This window comes from Mesorhizobium temperatum (assembly GCF_002284575.1).
In the GTDB taxonomy this organism is placed as follows: Bacteria; Pseudomonadota; Alphaproteobacteria; order Rhizobiales; family Rhizobiaceae; genus Mesorhizobium; species Mesorhizobium temperatum.
The window spans coordinates 131,542-149,582 of record NZ_NPKJ01000015.1; the positions used below are offsets into that span (position 1 = coordinate 131,542).

The following is an 18,041-nucleotide window of genomic DNA, read 5'->3' on the forward strand; positions in this document are numbered from 1 at the left end:
GGATGCAGTTTCTGATATACCAACAAAATTGCCAAAAATGGACAAAGACATTTTTGGCTGGCGGACCGCATGTCATAAGCACAAGCGCACCGGCGTCGGCCAACGAATTCCTGACCGGCTGAAGAGACGGCGCGTGGCGCCGGCAGCCGCAGCGTCAGCCGGCAGCCCGGTCGGCCGCTGTCCTGATCGCCTCGATGTTCGCCCGATAGGCTTCGACGCTGCCGCCCTTGAAGATGGCCGCACCGGCGACCAGCACGCTGGCGCCGGCGGCAGTGACCAAAGATGCGGTTTGCGGCGAGATGCCGCCGTCGATCTCGATCCGGATCGGCCGATTGCCGATCAGCGCTTTCACCCGCTTCACCTTGTCGACGACCCCCGGAATGAAGGCCTGGCCGCCAAAACCCGGATTGACGGTCATGATAAGGATCAGATCGAGCCGGTCGAGCACATATTCGATCGCCGTTTCCGGCGTCGCCGGGTTGAGCGACACGCCGGCCTTCTTGCCGAGGTCCCTGATCGTCTGCAGCGAACGGTCGAGATGCGGCCCGGCCTCGGCATGCACCGTCATGCCGTCGCAGCCGGCCTCGGCGAAGGCCTCCAGATAGGGATCGGCCGGCGCGATCATCAGATGGCAGTCGAAGAAGGCCTTGGTGCGGTTGCGGATCGCCTTGATCACCGGCGGACCGAAGGTGATGTTGGGCACGAAATGCCCGTCCATGACGTCAAGATGGATCCAGTCGGCGCCGGCGGCCGCTACCGCCTCGACCTCGTCGCCGAGCTTCGAAAAATCCGACGCCAGCACAGATGGCGCGATCAGGGTCTTGTGAGCCATGTTCGCTTCCCGTCCTTGAGCCCGCCTTCGCCTACCGCATCGGCCCGAAAATCGGAATCCGATTTTCGGAAAGCACGAAGCGAAGATTCAAAGTCTTAGAGCGTACTTTGTGCGTCCAAGTGGACGCACGTCGCTCTAATCGTCTCAGCGCCGCTTGTCGACAGGAATCCGGCGCCGATGGGTTGTTGCACAAAGATGGGTTGTTGCACAAAGGAGAGAGGCAGCGTCGGCCACCTCTCTCCCTGTTCAAGCGTCGCGATTTCAGTTCACCGGATGCCGCGGCCTGGCCGGTCGTGGCAGTAAGACCTTGCCGGTGCCTTACTTCACTTTCTGCAGATTGAGCTTTTTCACAGGTTGCTTGGGCACGCAGTGTCCACGCACCAGTTTTTCGGTTGCCCGGCAGGCGGTGATGATCAGCGGGTTCTTAACGCATGCCTTGCCGACCAGATGATAGCCGCGCTTGCAGTCGATAATGATGGGGGCTTGCGCACGCATCTCCCGTCGATGCGCTGTTCGTTGCGCTTGCACCTGTCGGCGATCACTGCATTGCGCACGCATTTCAGGCCGACCTGATGGTAACCGGGCAGGCAGTGGATGCTGACCCCAACGCACTTGCCGTTGACACGCTTTTCGGTGCCGCGGCAGGCAGCCACGAGCGGCCTGTCGACGCATTTGCCACGGATCAGCCTCTGGCTCGGCAGGCATGTGCGGCCGGCGTCGATGACGACCGGCGGAAGTTGCGGTTTGCCGGGATTGGGTCGCGTATCGACCGCCAGACCATCGGCATTCGGATCAAAACTACGCTTGATGCAGGTAAAATCCTCGCTGCCGTTGTCGACGGTGGCGATCGAACCGTTCTGCTTGATCTCCTGCAGGGTGCACTGGATCGAGCGGGTTCTGACGATGCTGAGCTCGTGTGCGGCACTCGCCTTGAACACACAGCCATCGTTGAAGGCGGCCGTCGTGCCGGTGAAGAATGCGCCGTTCGAGCAGCTGATGCGGTAGTGAAACGCACCCGGCGCATCGCGTTCGACCTCGAACGCCACCTGGCCCTTGCGCGGGCAGAATTTTTTGAAGCCAGCGCTGTCCGAGACAGTGACTTCTCCCTGCCAGTCCGAATGCGCCGGCGGGTTTTCGGGGTTGTCCTGAGGTGCGTCGGTGAAGCCGCCCCCGCCCGCGCCGGTGCAATGGACGGTGATGTCCTTCCAGCCGTCAAATGGTTCGAACGGACCGTTGCCGATGATCTCGGTCTTGTATTGGAAGTAGGCGGTGGCGCCGACATCCTCCCATTTCTCATAGGTGGCGAAATAGCCATTCTTGGTCGCGTCGTATGACGCCCACGCCTGCTGCACCTCGGAGGTGATCGGCCCGTCGTTCTTCTGGCGCCAGATGCGCATCGACACAGGCCCGGCCTGGTTGGCCTGCGCCTGGCTCGTGACCTTCAACGACGGGCAGACCGTACCGGGCGTCGAGCCGGTCTGGTTCGACTGGTAGGTGGTCAGGAACAGCTTGACGTTGTCCACGTCGAATTCGCCGAAATCATTGGCGACGTCCTGAACCGGCGGCTTGATGACGGGGTCGCAGACAACCTGGACGTCGAACGATCCATGCTCGGCATAGTGCGAGTCGTACAGCGGATGGGGCCAGCTGCCGCCCTGGGCCTCGCTGACCGCATTGTCCATGTCGAGCGCCGTGTCGGTCAGTGCCGAGAAGCTCACATGGAAGCTGTGCGTGAACGAGTAAGACTTTGTCGGCCCATCGGGCTGGAGGTACTGGTTGCACCTGGCAATGATCTGGTCTCCGTAAGGCACGACGGCGATACCGGTGTCCGACGACAGCGGTATTATGGAGGAATCGAAGTAGAAATTTTCCTGATGATCGTAGTCGCGGCTGACAGGCGACGTGCTCCAGATCGGCGGAAATGCGCCGCACTGGCCCGGTCCACAAACGCCGAGCGCCACGCCGACATCCTGCACATAACCTGGCCACCGTGTGTTGAGCTTCATGTGGCCCCAGAACTGGACGTTGCCGCTCTTAAGCGTGTCCCATTTTTGCTTGTCGCTGGAGCTGACATGGATCGTCGTGTTGGCGCTTTCGGTGTTGAACGACATTGACTTGATGTTCGCCTGCTTGGCGAAGGCCGGTGTGGTGGCGAGCGCGGCTGCGATCAGGGCAACGGTCGCCGCCGTATTGCGGAAAACATGTTTGGTTGAAGACATCTTCTCTCTCCCTGAAATGTTCCTTCAGGGAGTTTGTCGCCGACTGCAGCGATTAGGTTCACGCGGCGGCTGAAACACGTCCGACCAACACCAAAACCCCGCCGGTTTGCTCCGGCGGGGTTTTGGTGTTGCGGTCCAATGTGACGGACTGTTGCGCGCCGGGTCCCCTACTGGAGAGCCCGCGGCCTGCGCCTCGGCTGCTGCAGGATGTTCGGGTTTAGCAGCAGGTTCGGATTGATCTGCAGCGTCGGCGCCCTGCGGATCGGAGTGCAGTCTGGATACTGTCCGACTGTCCCGACCGGGCAGCGCCGCTTGATGATCGGCTGGCACCGGCCGTTGATCAGCCGTGAGCCAGGCGCGCACTCCACCTGCGCCCGGCGGCATGCGCCTCTGATCACCTCGGTCCCGCGCGGGCAGACACAAGCGCCGCGCTTGTTGTGAATCTGGCCGCGGGTGGTGCACTGTTCAACGATCGGCTTCTTGACGATCGGCACGCAGGCCCTGCCCCTCAGTTCCGTCCCTCTCGGGCAGATGCAATCACCATCCTGGGTACGGATCTGGCCAGGCAGCAGCTTGCACAGGCGTGCCGGCGGCTCGTCGGTCGACACGCACCTGCGGTTCTCCAGCTCGGTTCCGCGCGGGCAGACACAACGCCCGTCGGAGGTCCGTATCTGGCCATTGAGCAGCACGCAGCGCTCCTTCGGCTTCGGTATGATGACCGAACCGCCACCCGACGAGCACTGGCCGTTGCGGAAAGTGGTGCCTTCCGGGCAGACGCACCGGCCGGCGTCGTTCATGACGAGACCTGCCGAGCACTCCTTCTGCACCTCATTCTTGATGGTGAAGGGACGGCAGGCATAGGCCTTGCCGCGATCGCCCTGCACGTTGGCCGGGTCGCGGGAGAGCACTTCGCCCGCACCTCGCACCGGCGTATCGGGCGACAGCACGCCGACGCAGTTCTGGCCGCTGACGGTGCCCTGCAGATTGGTCAGGCGGCCGTCGTCGGGAATGATCACGGTCACACGGTGAACGTGGCTTTCCCCGGCGCCGAGCGTCAGATTGGCGATGCAGGATGCCGGCAAGGTCGCCGGTTCCGGCGCGCAGCCGAAGGGCGGGTCGACCGAGGTGATCGCAACGCCTTCCAGCCGGCCGAGGCCTTCGACACCGATCGCATCACCGATGCGAACCGGACCGGAGAAGGTGTTTTGCCCATCATTCGCGATGGTGATCTCGAACGAGCAGGGCCGGCCGATCCGGCACTCGGCATTGCCGGTCTTCTCGACGCGAATGGTGGCAGGGCGGCCGCCCTTGGCGCAGGCCCTGCCGATCGGATAGACGATGTCGTCTCCTGGCGCCGGGCCATGGAAGCCGCGTGCGCAGTTCTCGAACACGCCATTGCCGGCAACCGTCACATCGAGGTGGCGGCTGGTTCCGGGCGTCATGATGGCGCCGGGAATCTGGCACGACAGCGCATTGGCTGGAACCGGTCCGCACGCCCATTCCGCGCCGTCAGGGGTGACAGTCTGGATCTGCACGGGCGCTCCGCCGGCCACCAGCGTGGCGGCATCGCTGACCCGCACCGGACCGGTGGGAGCAGTGGTGCCGGTGCTGATGACGGTGATGCGGCAGGTCATGGCTGCAGCACCGGCCAGCGAGCCGCTGCACATCTTGGCAATGCGCATGGCCGGCTTGCCGCCATCACCGATGCGTTGCTTGGCGCAGGCGCGGTTGTTGGTGAGGTCGTGCTCACCGGGGATAGCTTTCACCTCGGCGCAGTTCTCGACGGTGTCCGGACGGTAGCCGGCCGGCATCACCGCCTTGACGAAGATCGGCGTCGAGGCGCCCGGCGAGAGCACGATGCCGGCATTGTCGCAGCGGAACTGGCCGGGGCCGTTCGGTCCGCATGTCCAGGGCGGGGTCGGGCCGAAGCTCGACGATGCCGGCGCGCCGCCCGGATAGGTGTCGGTGACCGCCAGCGGCCCGTCGTAGAGGACGCTGCCGTTGTTGATGATGTCGATCACGAAGGTGCAGACGCGATCGGCCGTGCAGACCGGGGTACGGGCACGCTTCTTCAGGATCAGATCGACCTTCTTTTCCACCGGCGGCCGGCAGTCGCGGTCACGGTCGCCGCGCCGGCAGATCGGGATCGAGGCGCAGCCGCGGTCGTTTTGCTGGCTGCCGAACAGCGGCTTGCCGCTGGCCCCATAATTATAGGCGGCGCAGTTGCGCAAGATGCGGCCCTTCCAACCTCCGGCCGGCTTGAAGCCGAGCTTGAGGTCGACGGAGGCACCCGGGTTGAGCTTGGTCACTGGATGGGTGCATATCATCGGGGTGGCCGCCGCCGCACAGGCCCAGAGCGCATTCGGTCCTGAATCGAGGGTGGAGCCGGCCGGCAGCGTTACTTCGTCGATAACGATCTTGCCGTGATACGGCGCGTCGCCGACATTGGTGACCCGGATGGTGAAGTCGCAACCGCCATCCATCGTGCAACGCGGGACGTCGGCGCGTTTTCCGACTTTCAGATCCGGTTCCCTGTCCTTGGGCGGACACCTCTGGTCACGCGGAATGACGATTTCGATCGTCTGCGTGCAGCACAGGCCCCAGCCCTCTTCCGGGCCGGCATAGGTTTCGATGCCGGTGACGACGAGGTGGATGACGTCGCCAGGTGACGCACCGACGATCTTCCAGTCGAGCACACCGCCGCCCGCCGGCACCAACTGCGTGTCGGGGATGATGGTGATGCCGGGTGTCGTCGGCGTCGAAAGCTGCACCCATTTGCCGCCCATCTCGGCGCCGACCGGCATGTGATAGATGAAGGCGCCGCCGGTTACGCAATCGACCGTGCCGCGTTCCGCCTTGAAGCATTCCTTGCCGGGAGGTGGAGGTGGCGGGTTGCATTTGGTGATGTCGATCTTGATCGAGGTCTTTTCGCCGGTGAGGAAATTGCCGTCGTCAGGCTTGCTTGGGTCCTGCGACGGGATGATGGTCCCAGTGCCGGGTCCGACCGTCAACTTGATCATGCCCTGATTGTCGACGATCGCCGGCGAGGCAAACGTCGCATGGTCGATCCTGGCGGTGATCTGCAACGTGATGACGCGCTCGTTCGGAGCGCCGACGCCGTCGAGATCGGAGGCGGAGATCCGGAAATCGGAAACATCCGCCGTGTCGTTGGGATTTGCCGACGTGCTGATCGAGGTAGCGGGCAGCGGTCCGCCGGACGCATTCGTGCCGTCGCCGGACACATGCACGCCGACGATCCGCAGGCCATGCGAAAGCTGGTCCTTGAAGTCGATCTCGGCCTTTTCCAGCGCGGCCGCGAGGCCTGGGCTGGCAAAAGCTTGCGGGTTGCCGCGCAGGCCGAAGCTCAGCGAATATACGACAAAGTCGCAGCCTCGTTGCCCGCCTTTCTTGGTGAAGAACGGCACGACCCGGCCCGGCCGCGGATTGACGATGCGCGGATTGTCCAGATCGAGCCCGAAATCCGGACTGGCGGTTACGAGCGGACCGGGATCGGCGGGCTTGTCGAGGTCGGCCTGACTGGTCTGGGCCGGAACAAGGTCCTGGGCGAAGCCTTGCGCCGGGGCCAGCATGGCGACCGCGATCCCGGCCGCAACCAGCCAGCGCGCGCCGCGCCTGGCGAGTGACAGCGGCTTCATGATCGTCGCAAGCGGGGAAAATGCTGAAATGCTCATCTTCCCCTCCTCAACGTTCGCAGCTGAAGGCTGGGGTTCTGAGCGGCACGGTCATCTTGCAGCAAGGGAAGTAGCCGCCCTTGTCGCGGTCGGACTGCCGGTAGAGGCAGAGCCCGACGTCGACCGTGTCGCTAGGATAATGGCCGGTGATGCCAATCGCGTAGGGCGCGCCGGGAGCATGCGATGGGGGTGAAGTCACGCCGACGCCTGATGTCCTGGACAGAGCCTTGATCGAACCGCCGCCAAAGCCGGCAGGGTCGCGGAGATAGAGTTCGGCCTCGAGGCCGGAGGGCGTGCAGAAGTACCTGACATCCTCGAGGTCGAGGCAAGGAGGCGCGCCACCGGGGGGCGGAAAATCAGGCGGATAGAAAGGTGGCAGGTAACCGCCGCCCGGTATCTGCTCGTAATAGCCGGCACGGCCCTCGCAGGGGTGCCAGACCTCGACGTCGCCGACGTGACCTTCAACCTCGGGGTCTTCGAAATAGCCGTCGAAGTCGATGAACCACGAGCTGAAAGGCGGCACGTTGGCCGGCTTGACCAACGCCGCCGGCGTGATCTGCACGCCGTGCACGGCCAGCGGCCCGCCGCCGGCAAGCTGTTCGGCAAGCGCCGGGTTATCACGCAATTTGTCGCCTGACTTAACCAGCGTGTCGGTGCAGACGCTCGTGTCGAGATTGCCGTCGGCGTCATAGCCATATTGCAGGTCGAGGCCGCCGGCCGACTGCCGGTTGTCTTGCGGGAAACCGACCGCATATTCCTGCGGCATTTCCACCCAGACTGATTCCGTCGCCGGATCGTCCGGGTTTTCGCGCCAGTAGCGAATGACCTCTCCTTCGCCGGAATCGGCGAACCGGCTGTAGTCGTAGCGGTTTTCCACCGGTCCGCGCTGGGCCAGGTACATGAAGCCGCTGATATCGAAAGCGATGTCGGTGACGGCGTGGTCCTTGTCGGCCTTGACCGTTAGCTCCCAGCGCGGGTCGCCGGCAAAGCTGCCGTCGCGGGCAACGCCCACCGACCAGATCTCGGCTTTTTCACCGACCGAATAATAGAGCCGGCCGCCATGATAGGCGACGGACCAGACACGGCGCTCATCCTGCGTGTAGCCCCAGCTGTCGGGGTCTTCGCTGTCGAAGGCAGCGTCCTCGATGTCCATCCCCGTCCCATCGTCGGCAAGCGGGGCCAGCTCATGCGCCGGACGCCCGGCAATGCCGTGGTCGAACATGTCGACCAGGGCGCCGTTGGCATCGATGCGATGGATGAGACCGGTGTCGAGGTCGCTGGCGACGAGCTGGCGGTGGATGGTGTCGAAGGTGACGTCGCCGATGCCGGGACCGCTGTTGGTGTCGATGTCGGCGAATTTGCTCACTTGGCCGGAGATGCCGTCGATCTTCCAGATCGTGCCCGGTCCGCCACCGTTCTCGGTGCCGAACTGGCCATCCATGAACGTGGCGCCGGCAGCACCGCGACGCTGCCGCTCGGGAGGACCGTCCGCCTCTTCGTCTGACGTGACGATGCGGATGCCATGCAACGAGGTGGCGCCGGCATAGAGGTTCGGGATGCCTGAGGGAGCGCCGTCGCGGACACCGTCGTCATAGGTGATGGCGAACACCTGGCCGATCTGCCCGGCCGTCACTTCGAAGGGCGGCGGCGTGAAAACGAGTTGGCCGGAAGCCGGCCCGCCTAGGCTTGAAACATCGAAAACGCGCAAGGTTGCGCGCGTCGTGTCGATGAAGGTTTCGTCGACAGGGTCGACGCCGGGCGGCAGGCCTTCTTCGAAATTGGGATCCTGTTCGAAATTGGGAATGACGGTGCCGGAAAATCCGGTCACCGCCATCGAGCCTGGATAGATGATCTGCGTTTCCTGCGCCTGGGCGGCACCGCCAAGCCACAGGGCGGTGGCGAGCGCCAGCGCCAGAAAGCCACTGGTTTGTTGCATCGCGCGACGCGAACGGCCAGCACGAGTGCGCACGAACGCGCCGTGGTCGCCAGACATGGAGTTCCCCCCGCGGGCTACGGGAGAAACATCCGGCATTTCCGCGCAAATCAGGGCAAGGCGCGGCGTTCCGGCACGTTTTTCCCTGATCGAATTGTCTGCTTTCCTCGTAGTCACGATATGCCGGCACTTACGCGGGGTCAACGGAATCAGCGGAAGGCCTGGCATATCGGCTCCATCCCGCAAGCGGTGGTCGCGCTGAGTTCCCGGAGACCGCGGAGGCTCTGGATTTCCAGTCATGGGGCTTTCCTTTCCAGGGCCGCACCATGCGGCGCACCTTGGTGTCAGTCGCGAACGGACGCGGAAAGGTTCAGGGGAGCCATGGCCGGAGAACAACCGGCCGGCCCGAGAAAAGGATGTTGGACGCCTTGCGCAGAATGCTTGCGCGCCGCGCAGCCTGTTCTTATATACGCGCCAAGCCGTTCGACGCCGGAATGCCGGTTGCCGAAGCGGAATTTCTTGTGAACAGGGGCTTTCGCCGGAACGCCTGTACGGGTCCTGAGAGCCTGCTTAGCGGAGAGATTAGAAAAATGGCAAAAGTAATCGGTATCGATCTGGGGACCACCAACTCTTGTGTCGCCATCATGGATGGCAAGGAATCGAAGGTGATCGAGAATGCGGAAGGCGCGCGCACGACCCCTTCCATCGTCGCCATAAACAGCGATGGCGAGCGCCTCGTCGGCCAGCCGGCCAAGCGCCAGGCAGTCACCAATCCTGAAAATACCATCTTCGCGGTCAAGCGCCTGATCGGCCGCCGCTATGACGATCCGGTGACGGAAAAAGACAAGAAGCTTGTCCCCTACAAGATCGTCAAGGGCGACAATGGCGACGCCTGGGTCGAGGCCGGCGACAAGAAGCAGTCACCCAGCCAGATCTCGGCGATGATCCTGCAGAAGATGAAGGAAACGGCGGAAGCCTATCTCGGCGAGAAGGTCGAGAAGGCGGTCATCACCGTTCCAGCCTATTTTAACGACGCCCAGCGCCAGGCGACTAAGGATGCCGGCAAGATCGCCGGCCTCGAAGTGCTGCGCATCATCAACGAGCCGACCGCGGCCGCGCTTGCCTATGGTCTCGACAAGAAGGAAGGCAAGACCATTGCCGTCTATGACCTTGGCGGCGGCACCTTCGACATTTCGGTGCTCGAAATCGGCGACGGCGTCTTCGAGGTGAAGTCGACCAATGGCGACACCTTCCTCGGCGGCGAGGATTTCGACATGCGTCTGGTCGAATATCTGGCGGCCGAGTTCAAGAAGGAACAGGGCATCGACCTGCGGAGCGACAAGCTCGCCCTTCAGCGCCTTAAGGAAGCGGCCGAAAAGGCCAAGATCGAGCTGTCGTCGACGACGCAGACCGAGATCAACCTGCCCTTCATCACCGCCGATGCCACCGGTCCCAAGCACCTGACGCTGAAGCTGACGCGGGCGAAGTTCGAGAGCCTGGTCGAGGATCTCGTCCAGCGCACGATCGATCCCTGCAAGGCGGCGCTCAAGGATGCCGGCCTGAAAGCCGGCGAAATCGACGAGGTCGTCCTGGTCGGCGGCATGACCCGCATGCCCAAGATCCAGGAGATCGTGAAGCAGTTCTTCGGCAAGGAGCCGCACAAGGGCGTCAATCCGGATGAGGTCGTCGCATTGGGCGCCGCCATCCAGGCCGGCGTGCTGCAGGGCGACGTCAAGGACGTGCTGTTGCTCGACGTGACGCCGCTGTCGCTCGGCATCGAGACGCTGGGTGGTGTGTTCACGCGGCTGATCGAGCGCAACACGACGATCCCGACCAAGAAGAGCCAGGTGTTCTCGACGGCGGAGGATTCACAGTCGGCCGTGACCATCCGCGTCTTCCAGGGCGAGCGTGAAATGGCCGCCGACAACAAGGCGCTCGGCCAGTTCGACCTGGTCGGCATTCCGCCGGCGCCGCGTGGCGTGCCGCAGATCGAGGTCACTTTCGACATCGACGCCAACGGCATCGTCAATGTCTCGGCCAAGGACAAGGGCACCGGCAAGGAGCACCAGATCCGCATCCAGGCGTCTGGCGGCCTTTCGGACGCCGACATCGAGAAGATGGTGAAGGACGCCGAAGCCAATGCCGAGGCCGACAAGAAGCGGCGCGCGCTGGTCGAGGCCCGCAACCAGGCCGAGGCGCTGGTGCATTCCTCGGAGAAGTCGCTGAAGGAATATGGCGAGAAGGTTTCCGAGGCCGACCGCACGGCGATCGCCGATGCGATCGCGGCGCTGAAGACCGCTGCCGAAGGCGACGACGCGGCCGAGATCGAAGCCAAGACCCAGGCGCTCGCAGAAACTTCGATGAAGCTCGGCCAGGCCATGTACGAGGCTTCGCAGAAGGAAGCCGCGGAGGCTGACGCCAAGGCGGATGCCGCCAAGGACAGCGACGTGGTCGATGCCGATTTCGAGGAAATCAACGAGGACGACGACAAGAAGAAGTCGGCCTGAGCGGCCTGACGGCAGGTTTAGGCAGAAAGCCCGGCGCAAAGCCGGGCTTTTTTGCAACTCTAGCCGAAAAAGTGCGGCCCTGATCGAAAAAGTGCGAGCAAGCCCGTGTCAACACTGGCATCCCGGCTCCATCGCACCTAAATCGGAACAGCGTGCCGGCAAACGACGCAACAAGGCTTCAAGACGTTGAGTATCCGGACTGCAGGAAAAGATGAAAGCTGATTTCTACGAAACGTTGGGCGTGCAAAAGGGGGCCGACGAGAAGGAGCTCAAGAGCGCTTTCCGCAAGCTCGCCATGCAGTTCCATCCGGATCGCAATCCCGGCGATCATGCCTGCGAGCACAAATTCAAGGAAATCAACGAAGCCTACGAGACGCTGAAGGACCCGCAGAAACGCGCGGCCTACGACCGTTTCGGCCACGCCGCCTTTGAACAGGGCGGCATGAACGGCGGCGCACACGGCTTCGGCGCCGGCGGCTTCGCCGACATCTTCGAGGATATTTTCGGCGACATGATGGGCGGGCGCCAGCGCCGCTCCTCAGGTGGCCGCGAGCGCGGCGCCGACCTGCGCTACAATATGGAAATCACGCTGGAGGAGGCGTTTACCGGCAAGACCGCACAGATTCACGTGCCGGCCTCGATCTCCTGCACGGAATGCTCCGGCAGCGGCGCCAAGCCCGGCACCCAGCCCGTCACCTGCTCGATGTGCAATGGCCACGGCAAGGTACGCGCCACGCAAGGGTTCTTCTCGATCGAGCGCACCTGCCCGCAATGTCAGGGGCGTGGCCAGACCATCAAGGAGCCGTGCCCGAAATGCGCCGGCCAGGGCCGCGTCACCGAGGAGCGCTCGCTGTCGGTCAACATCCCGGCCGGCATCGAGGACGGCACCCGCATCCGCCTTGCCAATGAGGGCGAGGCCGGCCTGCGCGGCGGCCCGTCGGGCGACCTCTATATTTTCCTCGCGGTCAAGCCGCACGAATTCTTCCAGCGCGACGGGGCCGATCTCTACTGCAAGGTGCCGATCTCGATGACGACGGCAGCACTTGGCGGCTCCTTCGAGGTGGCGACGCTGGACGGCACCCAGACGAAAGTGAAAGTGCCGGAAGGCACCCAGAACGGCCGCCAGTTCCGCCTCAAGGGCAAGGGTATGCCGGTGCTACGCCAGCACAATGTCGGCGATCTCTATATCCAGACCGCGGTCGAAACGCCGCAAAACCTTTCCCGCCGCCAGCGCGAGTTGCTGGAGGAGTTCGAGCAGCTTTCCTCGAAGGATAATTCGCCGCAGTCGAGCGGCTTTTTCGCCCGCATGAAGGACTTTTTCGAAGCCTTCGGCGAGCGCTGATGCCGATTCCCGCCAATCGGGTGTAGAGTACAACTGAGCGGAAGCTTCCCTAGCGTCATCAACATCTTATGCCGGCATCCGCCTTGCCTTGGACCGCGTAGCTGCTAAGTAGCCTCTCGGGGGAAGCGTTCAGGAGAACTTGCATGGCACATGGTCCCGGACTGCGAAAGGCGCTGGCGGAAAAGTTCGACGACGAACTGAAGTTCTTCAAGGGCTGGATCGACAAGCCGAAGGCGGTCGGTTCGATCGTGCCGACCAGTTCCATTACGGCCCGCAAGATGGCCTCCGTCGTCAACCCGAACTCGGGCCTGCCGGTGCTCGAAGTCGGGCCCGGCACCGGCGTCATCACCCGAGCCATCCTCGCCCAGGGCGTAAAGCCTGAAAATCTCTACGCAGTCGAATACTCCCCCGATTTCGTGCGCCATCTGCGCCAGCTCTATCCCGGCGTCAACATCATCGAGGGCGACGCCTTCAATCTCGATGCGACACTCGGCGACAAGAGCGGCCTGACCTTCGATTCGGTCGTCTCCGGCGTGCCATTGCTCAATTTCCCGGTCGCCCAGCGCATCGCCTATGTCGAAAGCCTTCTCGACCGCATCCCGACAGGCCGCCCGATTGTGCAGCTGACCTACGGCCCGCTGTCGCCGATCCCGCCCGGCCGCGGCGACTACACGGTCGAGCACTTCCATTTCGTCATCCGCAACATCCCGCCGACGCAGCTGTGGATCTACCGGCGCGGGGCGCATTAGGGTGTGCCGACATTCAGGTGAGGCCGGCCTGCAAATGGCAGCTTCCTGCGCTTCCAGTGCTCACATACTTCAAGTACGCTCCGCTCCGGTTCTCGGAACCAACCTGTTTGGTCGCTTCGCGCCCGTCTTCGACTCCGGCTCGGCCTGACCTGAATTTCAACACACCCTTCGCGCATGTGCCCCAAACATCGCTTTTCGATTTTTGGGGCCGGTGCGTTGATTTGACCGATCCTTGGCTGTACCTGTCCGGGAACAAGGGTGGCCAATGGCAGTGATCCCGAAAATTCTCGTCTTCGCAGGTTCGATTCGCACTGGCGCCTACAGCGGCAGGACCGCCGATGTGGCGCAGAAGGAACTCGCCCTGCAGGGTGCCGAGGTGACCCGCATCTCGCTTGCCGACTATCCGCTGCCGATCCTCGACGAGGATCTGGAAAAGGAGAAAGGCATTCCTGAAAACGCCATCAAGCTTGCCCGGCAGATCGCCGCCCATGACGGGCTGCTGATCGCGACGCCCGAATATAACGGCTCGATCCCGCCGCTGCTCAAGAACACCATCGATTGGGTGAGCCGGGTGCGCATGGATGGCGGGCGGTCGTTCAGGCCGTTCACCGGCAAGCCCGCTGGTCTTTGCTCGTCTTCCAAAGGACGCTTCGCCGGGGTACGCTGCATCAACCATCTGCGCGCCGTGCTGGTGCGCTGCCAGATGGAGGTGGTGACGCCGGAGTGCTCGGTACCGGAGGGCGGCAACGCCTTCGACGAGGACGGGAATTTCAGGGACGAGAGACTGCACAGATCGATGGAGCACCTATGCCGCACGCTGATCGAAACCTCGCGCCTGCTGTCGACGCGGATCGAGGCGTGATCCAGCAGCGCGCCGAAACCATGCAAGACAGGCTGATCGTCGGCCTCGACGTGCCGACGCTGAAGGAAGCCGAGAAGGCCGTGCGCGAGCTCGACGGGGTCGTCTCCTTCTACAAGATTGGCTACCAGCTCGCCTTCGCCGGCGGCCTCGACTTCGCCCGCGAGCTCGCCAGCGGCGGCACCCGGATCTTCCTCGACATGAAGCTGCTCGACATCGACAACACGGTGGCCAAGGGCGTCGAGGCCATTGCCAGGATGGGCATGACCATGCTGACGCTGCACGCCTATCCGAAGACGATGAAAGCAGCAGTCGAGGCCGCCAGGGGCAGCGATCTCTGCCTGCTTGGCGTCACCGTGCTGACCTCGATGGACGAGCAGGACGTGATCGACGCCGGCTATGAGCATGACCCGCATACGCTGGTGCTGAGGCGCTCCGAACAGGCGCTGCATGCCGGCATGGGGGGCATCGTCTGCTCGGCCGAGGAAGCGGAAGCGGTGCGCCGGATCGTCGGGCCCAACATGGCCGTCGTCACGCCGGGGATACGGCCCAAGGGCAGCGACCATGGCGACCAGAAACGCGTGGTCACGCCGGCGCAGGCGATCCGCAACGGCTCCAGCCATCTCGTCGTCGGCCGGCCGATCGTCGGCGCCGCCGACAGGCGAGCGGTCGCGGAAGCAATTCTTGACGAAATGCGCTCGGCCTAGGACCAATTCCGAAACTCTACTCCGGCGGCCGTCTGGCCGGCGTTTTCTCCGCTTCCGGTGCTCATATACTTTAAGTACGCTCCGCTCCGGTTCTCGAAAACACCTCCAGCCATCTCGCCGGAGCGACTTTCAAAATCGGTCCGCACGGCCAAAACGAGGAGAAAAAGCATGTCCAAGGGGTACTGGATCGCCCGCGTCGATGTGCGCGATGCGGAAGGCTACAAGGACTATGTCACTGCAGCCAAACCGGCTTTCGATCGTTTCGGCGCCGTTTTCCTGGCACGAGGCGGTGCGCATGAAAAGGCAGAAGGGCCGGGCCGCGACCGCAACGTGATCATCGAGTTTCCGTCATTGGCTGCGGCGCACGATTGCTATCACTCGCCGGAGTATCAACGCGCCGTGGCGATCCGCCAGAAGGTAGCCGACGGCGAGATCGTGCTGGTCGAAGGGGTTTAGTTCAGCGGCAACCGCTGCGGCGGTCAGATCGAATGCAGGATGTAAAGCTTGCGCGTTTTCTCATGGATGGTCCATTCGCCCTCCCAGCCAAGGGGCAGGACAAGCAATTCGCCAGGCCCGACATCTTTGGCGGCGCCGTCGGGACCGTGCAGCGTCACGCGGCCGGAGACGATGTGGCAAATCTCGGAATTCGTGTCTCGGCGCGCGGTGAACCGGCCCTGCGAACATTCCCAGACACCGACTTCGATCTTGCCATCTTCCGAAGTCCAGAGGGTGTTGGCTGCTTCCAGCTGATCGCCTTCCACCGAGGTGGGTTTCGGCTGGGGCTCACCGAGGTCGATATGCGCAAGGTGGGCGAAGGTCTTGAAGTCGATCATTCCTAAATCCTCGATGCGGTTCAGTGGCCGGTGATGCGATCGGCCAGGGCCGCCAGCCGCGATGTACGCGGCAGCCCCTTTGCTTCGCGCTCGTCGGCGATTCGATAGAGCTGATACATCGAATGGACGCCGAGCCAGCGCAGCGGCTCCGGCTCCCATTTGCGCACGGTTCGATTGACCCAGGGAAGCCGCGTCAGCTCGGTGTCGTTGCCCAGCAGCAGATCCGTCAGAGTGCGTCCCGAGAGGTTGGAGGTGGAAACGCCGAGGCCGACATAGCCGCCTGCCCAGCCTATTCCGGTCTGCTTGTCAAAGCCCACCGTCGTGCACCAGTCGCGCGGCACGCCCAGCGTTCCACACCACGCATGGTCGAGCCTGAGCCCCTTGGTCTGCGGCAGAAGCGTCGTCAGGATTTTGTGCAGCTTGTCGATCGTCGCCTGCTGGGTAACGCCTCGCACGTCGGTCTTCGAGCCGAACCGATAGGGCACGCCGCGCCCGCCCATGGCAATGCGTCCTTCCCGGGTGCGCTGCGCGTAGCAGTATGTGTGTGCGGCATCGCCAAGCACCTCATAGCCATCCCAGCCGATTTCGCTCCATAGCTTGTCGGACAACGGCTCGGTCACGACGATGGCGCTGTTGAGCGCCAACCACAGCCGCTCGTGGCCGGCAATTCCCGCAGTAAAACCCTCGGTCGCCCGCACGATCTTTTCGGCGCGCACGACGCCTCGGTTGGTTACGACCTTGCCTTTTTCGATCGACAGCACGGTGGTCTGTTCGTAGATCGGGACACCGAGGCGCTCCACTGCCTTGGCGAGCCCCTGCACCAGCTTTGCGGGCTGAACCCGCGCAACTTTCTTGATGACGAAGGCGCCGCGCGCGTTGTGTACCGCTATGCGCCGGCGCGTCTCCGCTGCATCGATATACCCGACGCGATCGTCAGTCAGCTCCCAGGACCTGGCATCGGCATACATCGCCTTGGCGCGCTGCTCCTGCGCCTCGTTGGTTGCGACCAGCAGTTCGTCGGTGCGGCGTATGTCGGCGTCGATGCCTTCGGTTTCCGCGACCGATATGACCTCGTTCACCGTACCCGTCATTGCCGCCTGCATGGCAATGACTCCAGCGCGCGAAGTTGCTTTCTCATATTTTTCGCGCGACCATGAGAACCCGCCGGACAGCCAGCCGCCATTGCGTCCCGAAGCACCGAAGCCGGCGAACTCCTTCTCGACGATAACAATGTTGAGGTGGGGCGCTGCCTGCTTCAGTCCGGGCAGCTTCACGCAGGATTTCTGCTCAAGACGCGGCCAATCGACCAAAACGACTCGCAGCGGTCTCGGCCATCGCATCGGCGAGGCCCATCTCCCACTGCGTGCGGCAATAGGCGCGGAAATCGAAGCAGGGCAGGCCGGGGCAGACCTCGAACTCGATGAGATGGACACTGTCGTCAGCTTCGACCCGGAAGTCTATGGAAAACACATCCCGCAAGTCGAGCCCGACCATCAGACTTTGCGCGATTTGGCGGATGGTTGAATCGGCTCGCGGCTGGCTGGCGGTGACCGGCAGCAGCACCGGCTCGGCATATGTTCCCGCCGCCTTGGCAGCCTCGCCGGTGTCGCCGTAAAGCGCCAGGCTGTCCGCCATGGTCTGGAAATCACCGCCCGGATCGACAAAGGCGATGCCGAGCGCCTCGACCCCGGTGTCCGGCTTCAGGCCGAGAAAACTTGCGCGCGCGTTGTGCCCGGCGACATAGGGCTGCACGACGACGTCGTCGCGATAGGCGGCGAAGACGCGCCGGCTAAGCTCCAGCGCGTGGCCGAGATCGCTGCTGCGCGAATCCGGCCAGATGCCGATTTTGGCGCCGAGCCGGTTCGGCTTGACGAACCAACCGGTTGGCGAAGCCGGTGGCTCGACCAGCCAATGACCGTCGCGGGCCAAACCGGATTGCGGCACCGGCAGGCCGAGTGCGCCGAGCACGGCGCCGGAGCGGAATTTGTCCTGGCAGAGTGCAAACAGCGCATCGTCGGCGCCGAGTACCTTCAGGCCGTTCAGTCTTGCCAGAGCCGGCGCTGTACCGCCGCGGAAATAGGCGATGCCGTCGGTCAACGTCCACACCAGCGTCGTGTCCAGGCCCTCACCGGCAAGCACGCTTGCGGCATCGTCGAGTTCCACCGGCACGAAGGACAGGCCGCGCGTCTGGCAGGCTGCCGCCAGCGCGTCGAACTCAGGGGCGATGTCGGTCGACTGCGCCAGATAGGAGGCGATTTCGGCGGCGCGCGCCGGCACGTGACCATCGGCGACCAGCCGGTCGAAGCAGGCCTTTTCAGGCTCGTAGACAAGGATCAGCTTCGGCTTGCGGCTTGACATGAGATTCACG

The 18,041-nt window shown here is 63.5% G+C and carries 13 protein-coding genes; 6 read left to right on the plus strand and 7 right to left on the minus strand.

What is annotated here, in order from left to right; genetic code table 11:
* Positions 1–154: 154 nt before the first annotated feature.
* The 4 genes from rpe to CIT26_RS03630 form a co-directional block, all read right to left on the minus strand.
* The gene (rpe, locus tag CIT26_RS03615) at positions 155–832 is read right to left on the minus strand and encodes a ribulose-phosphate 3-epimerase (RefSeq protein ID WP_095491282.1); all 678 of its coding nucleotides are present in this window, start codon (positions 830–832) and stop codon (positions 155–157) included.
* 413 nt (positions 833–1,245) lie between these two features.
* Complete coding sequence (locus tag CIT26_RS03620) at positions 1,246–3,051, minus strand: hypothetical protein (protein WP_245319076.1); 1,806 nt, start codon at positions 3,049–3,051, stop codon at positions 1,246–1,248.
* 167 nt (positions 3,052–3,218) lie between these two features.
* Positions 3,219–6,743, minus strand: a complete 3,525-nt coding sequence (locus CIT26_RS03625; protein WP_095491283.1) for a DUF7929 domain-containing protein — start codon at positions 6,741–6,743, stop codon at positions 3,219–3,221.
* 10 nt (positions 6,744–6,753) lie between these two features.
* Positions 6,754–8,736, minus strand: coding sequence for a hypothetical protein (locus tag CIT26_RS03630; RefSeq protein WP_095491284.1), 1,983 nt, complete (start codon positions 8,734–8,736; stop codon positions 6,754–6,756).
* A gap of 530 nt (positions 8,737–9,266) precedes the next feature.
* Here CIT26_RS03630 and dnaK point away from each other — a divergent pair.
* The 6 genes from dnaK to CIT26_RS03660 all read left to right on the plus strand — a co-directional run bounded on the left by dnaK (position 9,267) and on the right by CIT26_RS03660 (position 15,296).
* Positions 9,267–11,183, plus strand: a complete 1,917-nt coding sequence (gene dnaK / locus CIT26_RS03635; RefSeq protein ID WP_095491285.1) for a molecular chaperone DnaK — start codon at positions 9,267–9,269, stop codon at positions 11,181–11,183.
* 211 nt (positions 11,184–11,394) lie between these two features.
* Positions 11,395–12,525: a molecular chaperone DnaJ gene (gene dnaJ, locus CIT26_RS03640; protein ID WP_095491286.1), complete on the plus strand. Its 1,131-nt coding sequence runs from the start codon at positions 11,395–11,397 to the stop codon at positions 12,523–12,525.
* 143 nt (positions 12,526–12,668) lie between these two features.
* Positions 12,669–13,274 carry a phospholipid N-methyltransferase PmtA gene (gene pmtA / locus CIT26_RS03645; RefSeq protein ID WP_095491287.1) on the plus strand — a complete coding sequence of 202 codons (606 nt, stop codon included), beginning with the start codon at positions 12,669–12,671 and terminating at the stop codon, positions 13,272–13,274.
* Between the two features lie 265 nt (positions 13,275–13,539).
* Complete coding sequence (locus tag CIT26_RS03650; protein ID WP_095491288.1) at positions 13,540–14,136, plus strand: NADPH-dependent FMN reductase; 597 nt, start codon at positions 13,540–13,542, stop codon at positions 14,134–14,136.
* A gap of 20 nt (positions 14,137–14,156) precedes the next feature.
* On the plus strand, positions 14,157–14,840 hold the full coding sequence (gene pyrF / locus CIT26_RS03655; protein WP_095491312.1) for an orotidine-5'-phosphate decarboxylase: 684 nt from the start codon (positions 14,157–14,159) through the stop codon (positions 14,838–14,840).
* Positions 14,841–15,008: 168 nt separating this feature from the next.
* Positions 15,009–15,296, plus strand: a complete 288-nt coding sequence (locus CIT26_RS03660; RefSeq protein WP_095491289.1) for a DUF1330 domain-containing protein — start codon at positions 15,009–15,011, stop codon at positions 15,294–15,296.
* Positions 15,297–15,319: 23 nt separating this feature from the next.
* On the opposite strand, the gene CIT26_RS03665 is transcribed toward CIT26_RS03660, so the two are convergent.
* From CIT26_RS03665 to CIT26_RS03675, 3 genes are read right to left on the minus strand one after another with little or no spacing between them, the layout of a single operon-like run.
* Positions 15,320–15,673 carry a cupin domain-containing protein gene (locus tag CIT26_RS03665; RefSeq protein ID WP_095491290.1) on the minus strand — a complete coding sequence of 118 codons (354 nt, stop codon included), beginning with the start codon at positions 15,671–15,673 and terminating at the stop codon, positions 15,320–15,322.
* Between the two features lie 20 nt (positions 15,674–15,693).
* Complete coding sequence (locus CIT26_RS03670; RefSeq protein ID WP_245319079.1) at positions 15,694–16,947, minus strand: NAD(P)/FAD-dependent oxidoreductase; 1,254 nt, start codon at positions 16,945–16,947, stop codon at positions 15,694–15,696.
* A 13-nt stretch (positions 16,948–16,960) separates the two neighbouring features.
* Positions 16,961–18,031, minus strand: a complete 1,071-nt coding sequence (locus CIT26_RS03675; RefSeq protein ID WP_095491313.1) for a D-alanine--D-alanine ligase family protein — start codon at positions 18,029–18,031, stop codon at positions 16,961–16,963.
* Positions 18,032–18,041 lie beyond the last annotated feature (10 nt).

Excerpts from the sequence above, each read along its gene's own strand:
- rpe (WP_095491282.1), bottom strand. The coding sequence starts at position 832 with ATGGCTCACAAGACCCTGATCGCGCCATCTGTGCTGGCGTCGGATTTT.
- CIT26_RS03620 (WP_245319076.1), bottom strand. The coding sequence starts at position 3,051 with ATGTCTTCAACCAAACATGTTTTCCGCAATACGGCGGCGACCGTTGCC.
- CIT26_RS03625 (WP_095491283.1), bottom strand. The coding sequence starts at position 6,743 with ATGAGCATTTCAGCATTTTCCCCGCTTGCGACGATCATGAAGCCGCTG.
- CIT26_RS03630 (WP_095491284.1), bottom strand. The coding sequence starts at position 8,736 with ATGTCTGGCGACCACGGCGCGTTCGTGCGCACTCGTGCTGGCCGTTCG.
- dnaK (WP_095491285.1), top strand. The coding sequence starts at position 9,267 with ATGGCAAAAGTAATCGGTATCGATCTGGGGACCACCAACTCTTGTGTC.
- dnaJ (WP_095491286.1), top strand. The coding sequence starts at position 11,395 with ATGAAAGCTGATTTCTACGAAACGTTGGGCGTGCAAAAGGGGGCCGAC.
- pmtA (WP_095491287.1), top strand. The coding sequence starts at position 12,669 with ATGGCACATGGTCCCGGACTGCGAAAGGCGCTGGCGGAAAAGTTCGAC.
- CIT26_RS03650 (WP_095491288.1), top strand. The coding sequence starts at position 13,540 with ATGGCAGTGATCCCGAAAATTCTCGTCTTCGCAGGTTCGATTCGCACT.
- pyrF (WP_095491312.1), top strand. The coding sequence starts at position 14,157 with ATGCAAGACAGGCTGATCGTCGGCCTCGACGTGCCGACGCTGAAGGAA.
- CIT26_RS03660 (WP_095491289.1), top strand. The coding sequence starts at position 15,009 with ATGTCCAAGGGGTACTGGATCGCCCGCGTCGATGTGCGCGATGCGGAA.
- CIT26_RS03665 (WP_095491290.1), bottom strand. The coding sequence starts at position 15,673 with ATGATCGACTTCAAGACCTTCGCCCACCTTGCGCATATCGACCTCGGT.
- CIT26_RS03675 (WP_095491313.1), bottom strand. The coding sequence starts at position 18,031 with ATGTCAAGCCGCAAGCCGAAGCTGATCCTTGTCTACGAGCCTGAAAAG.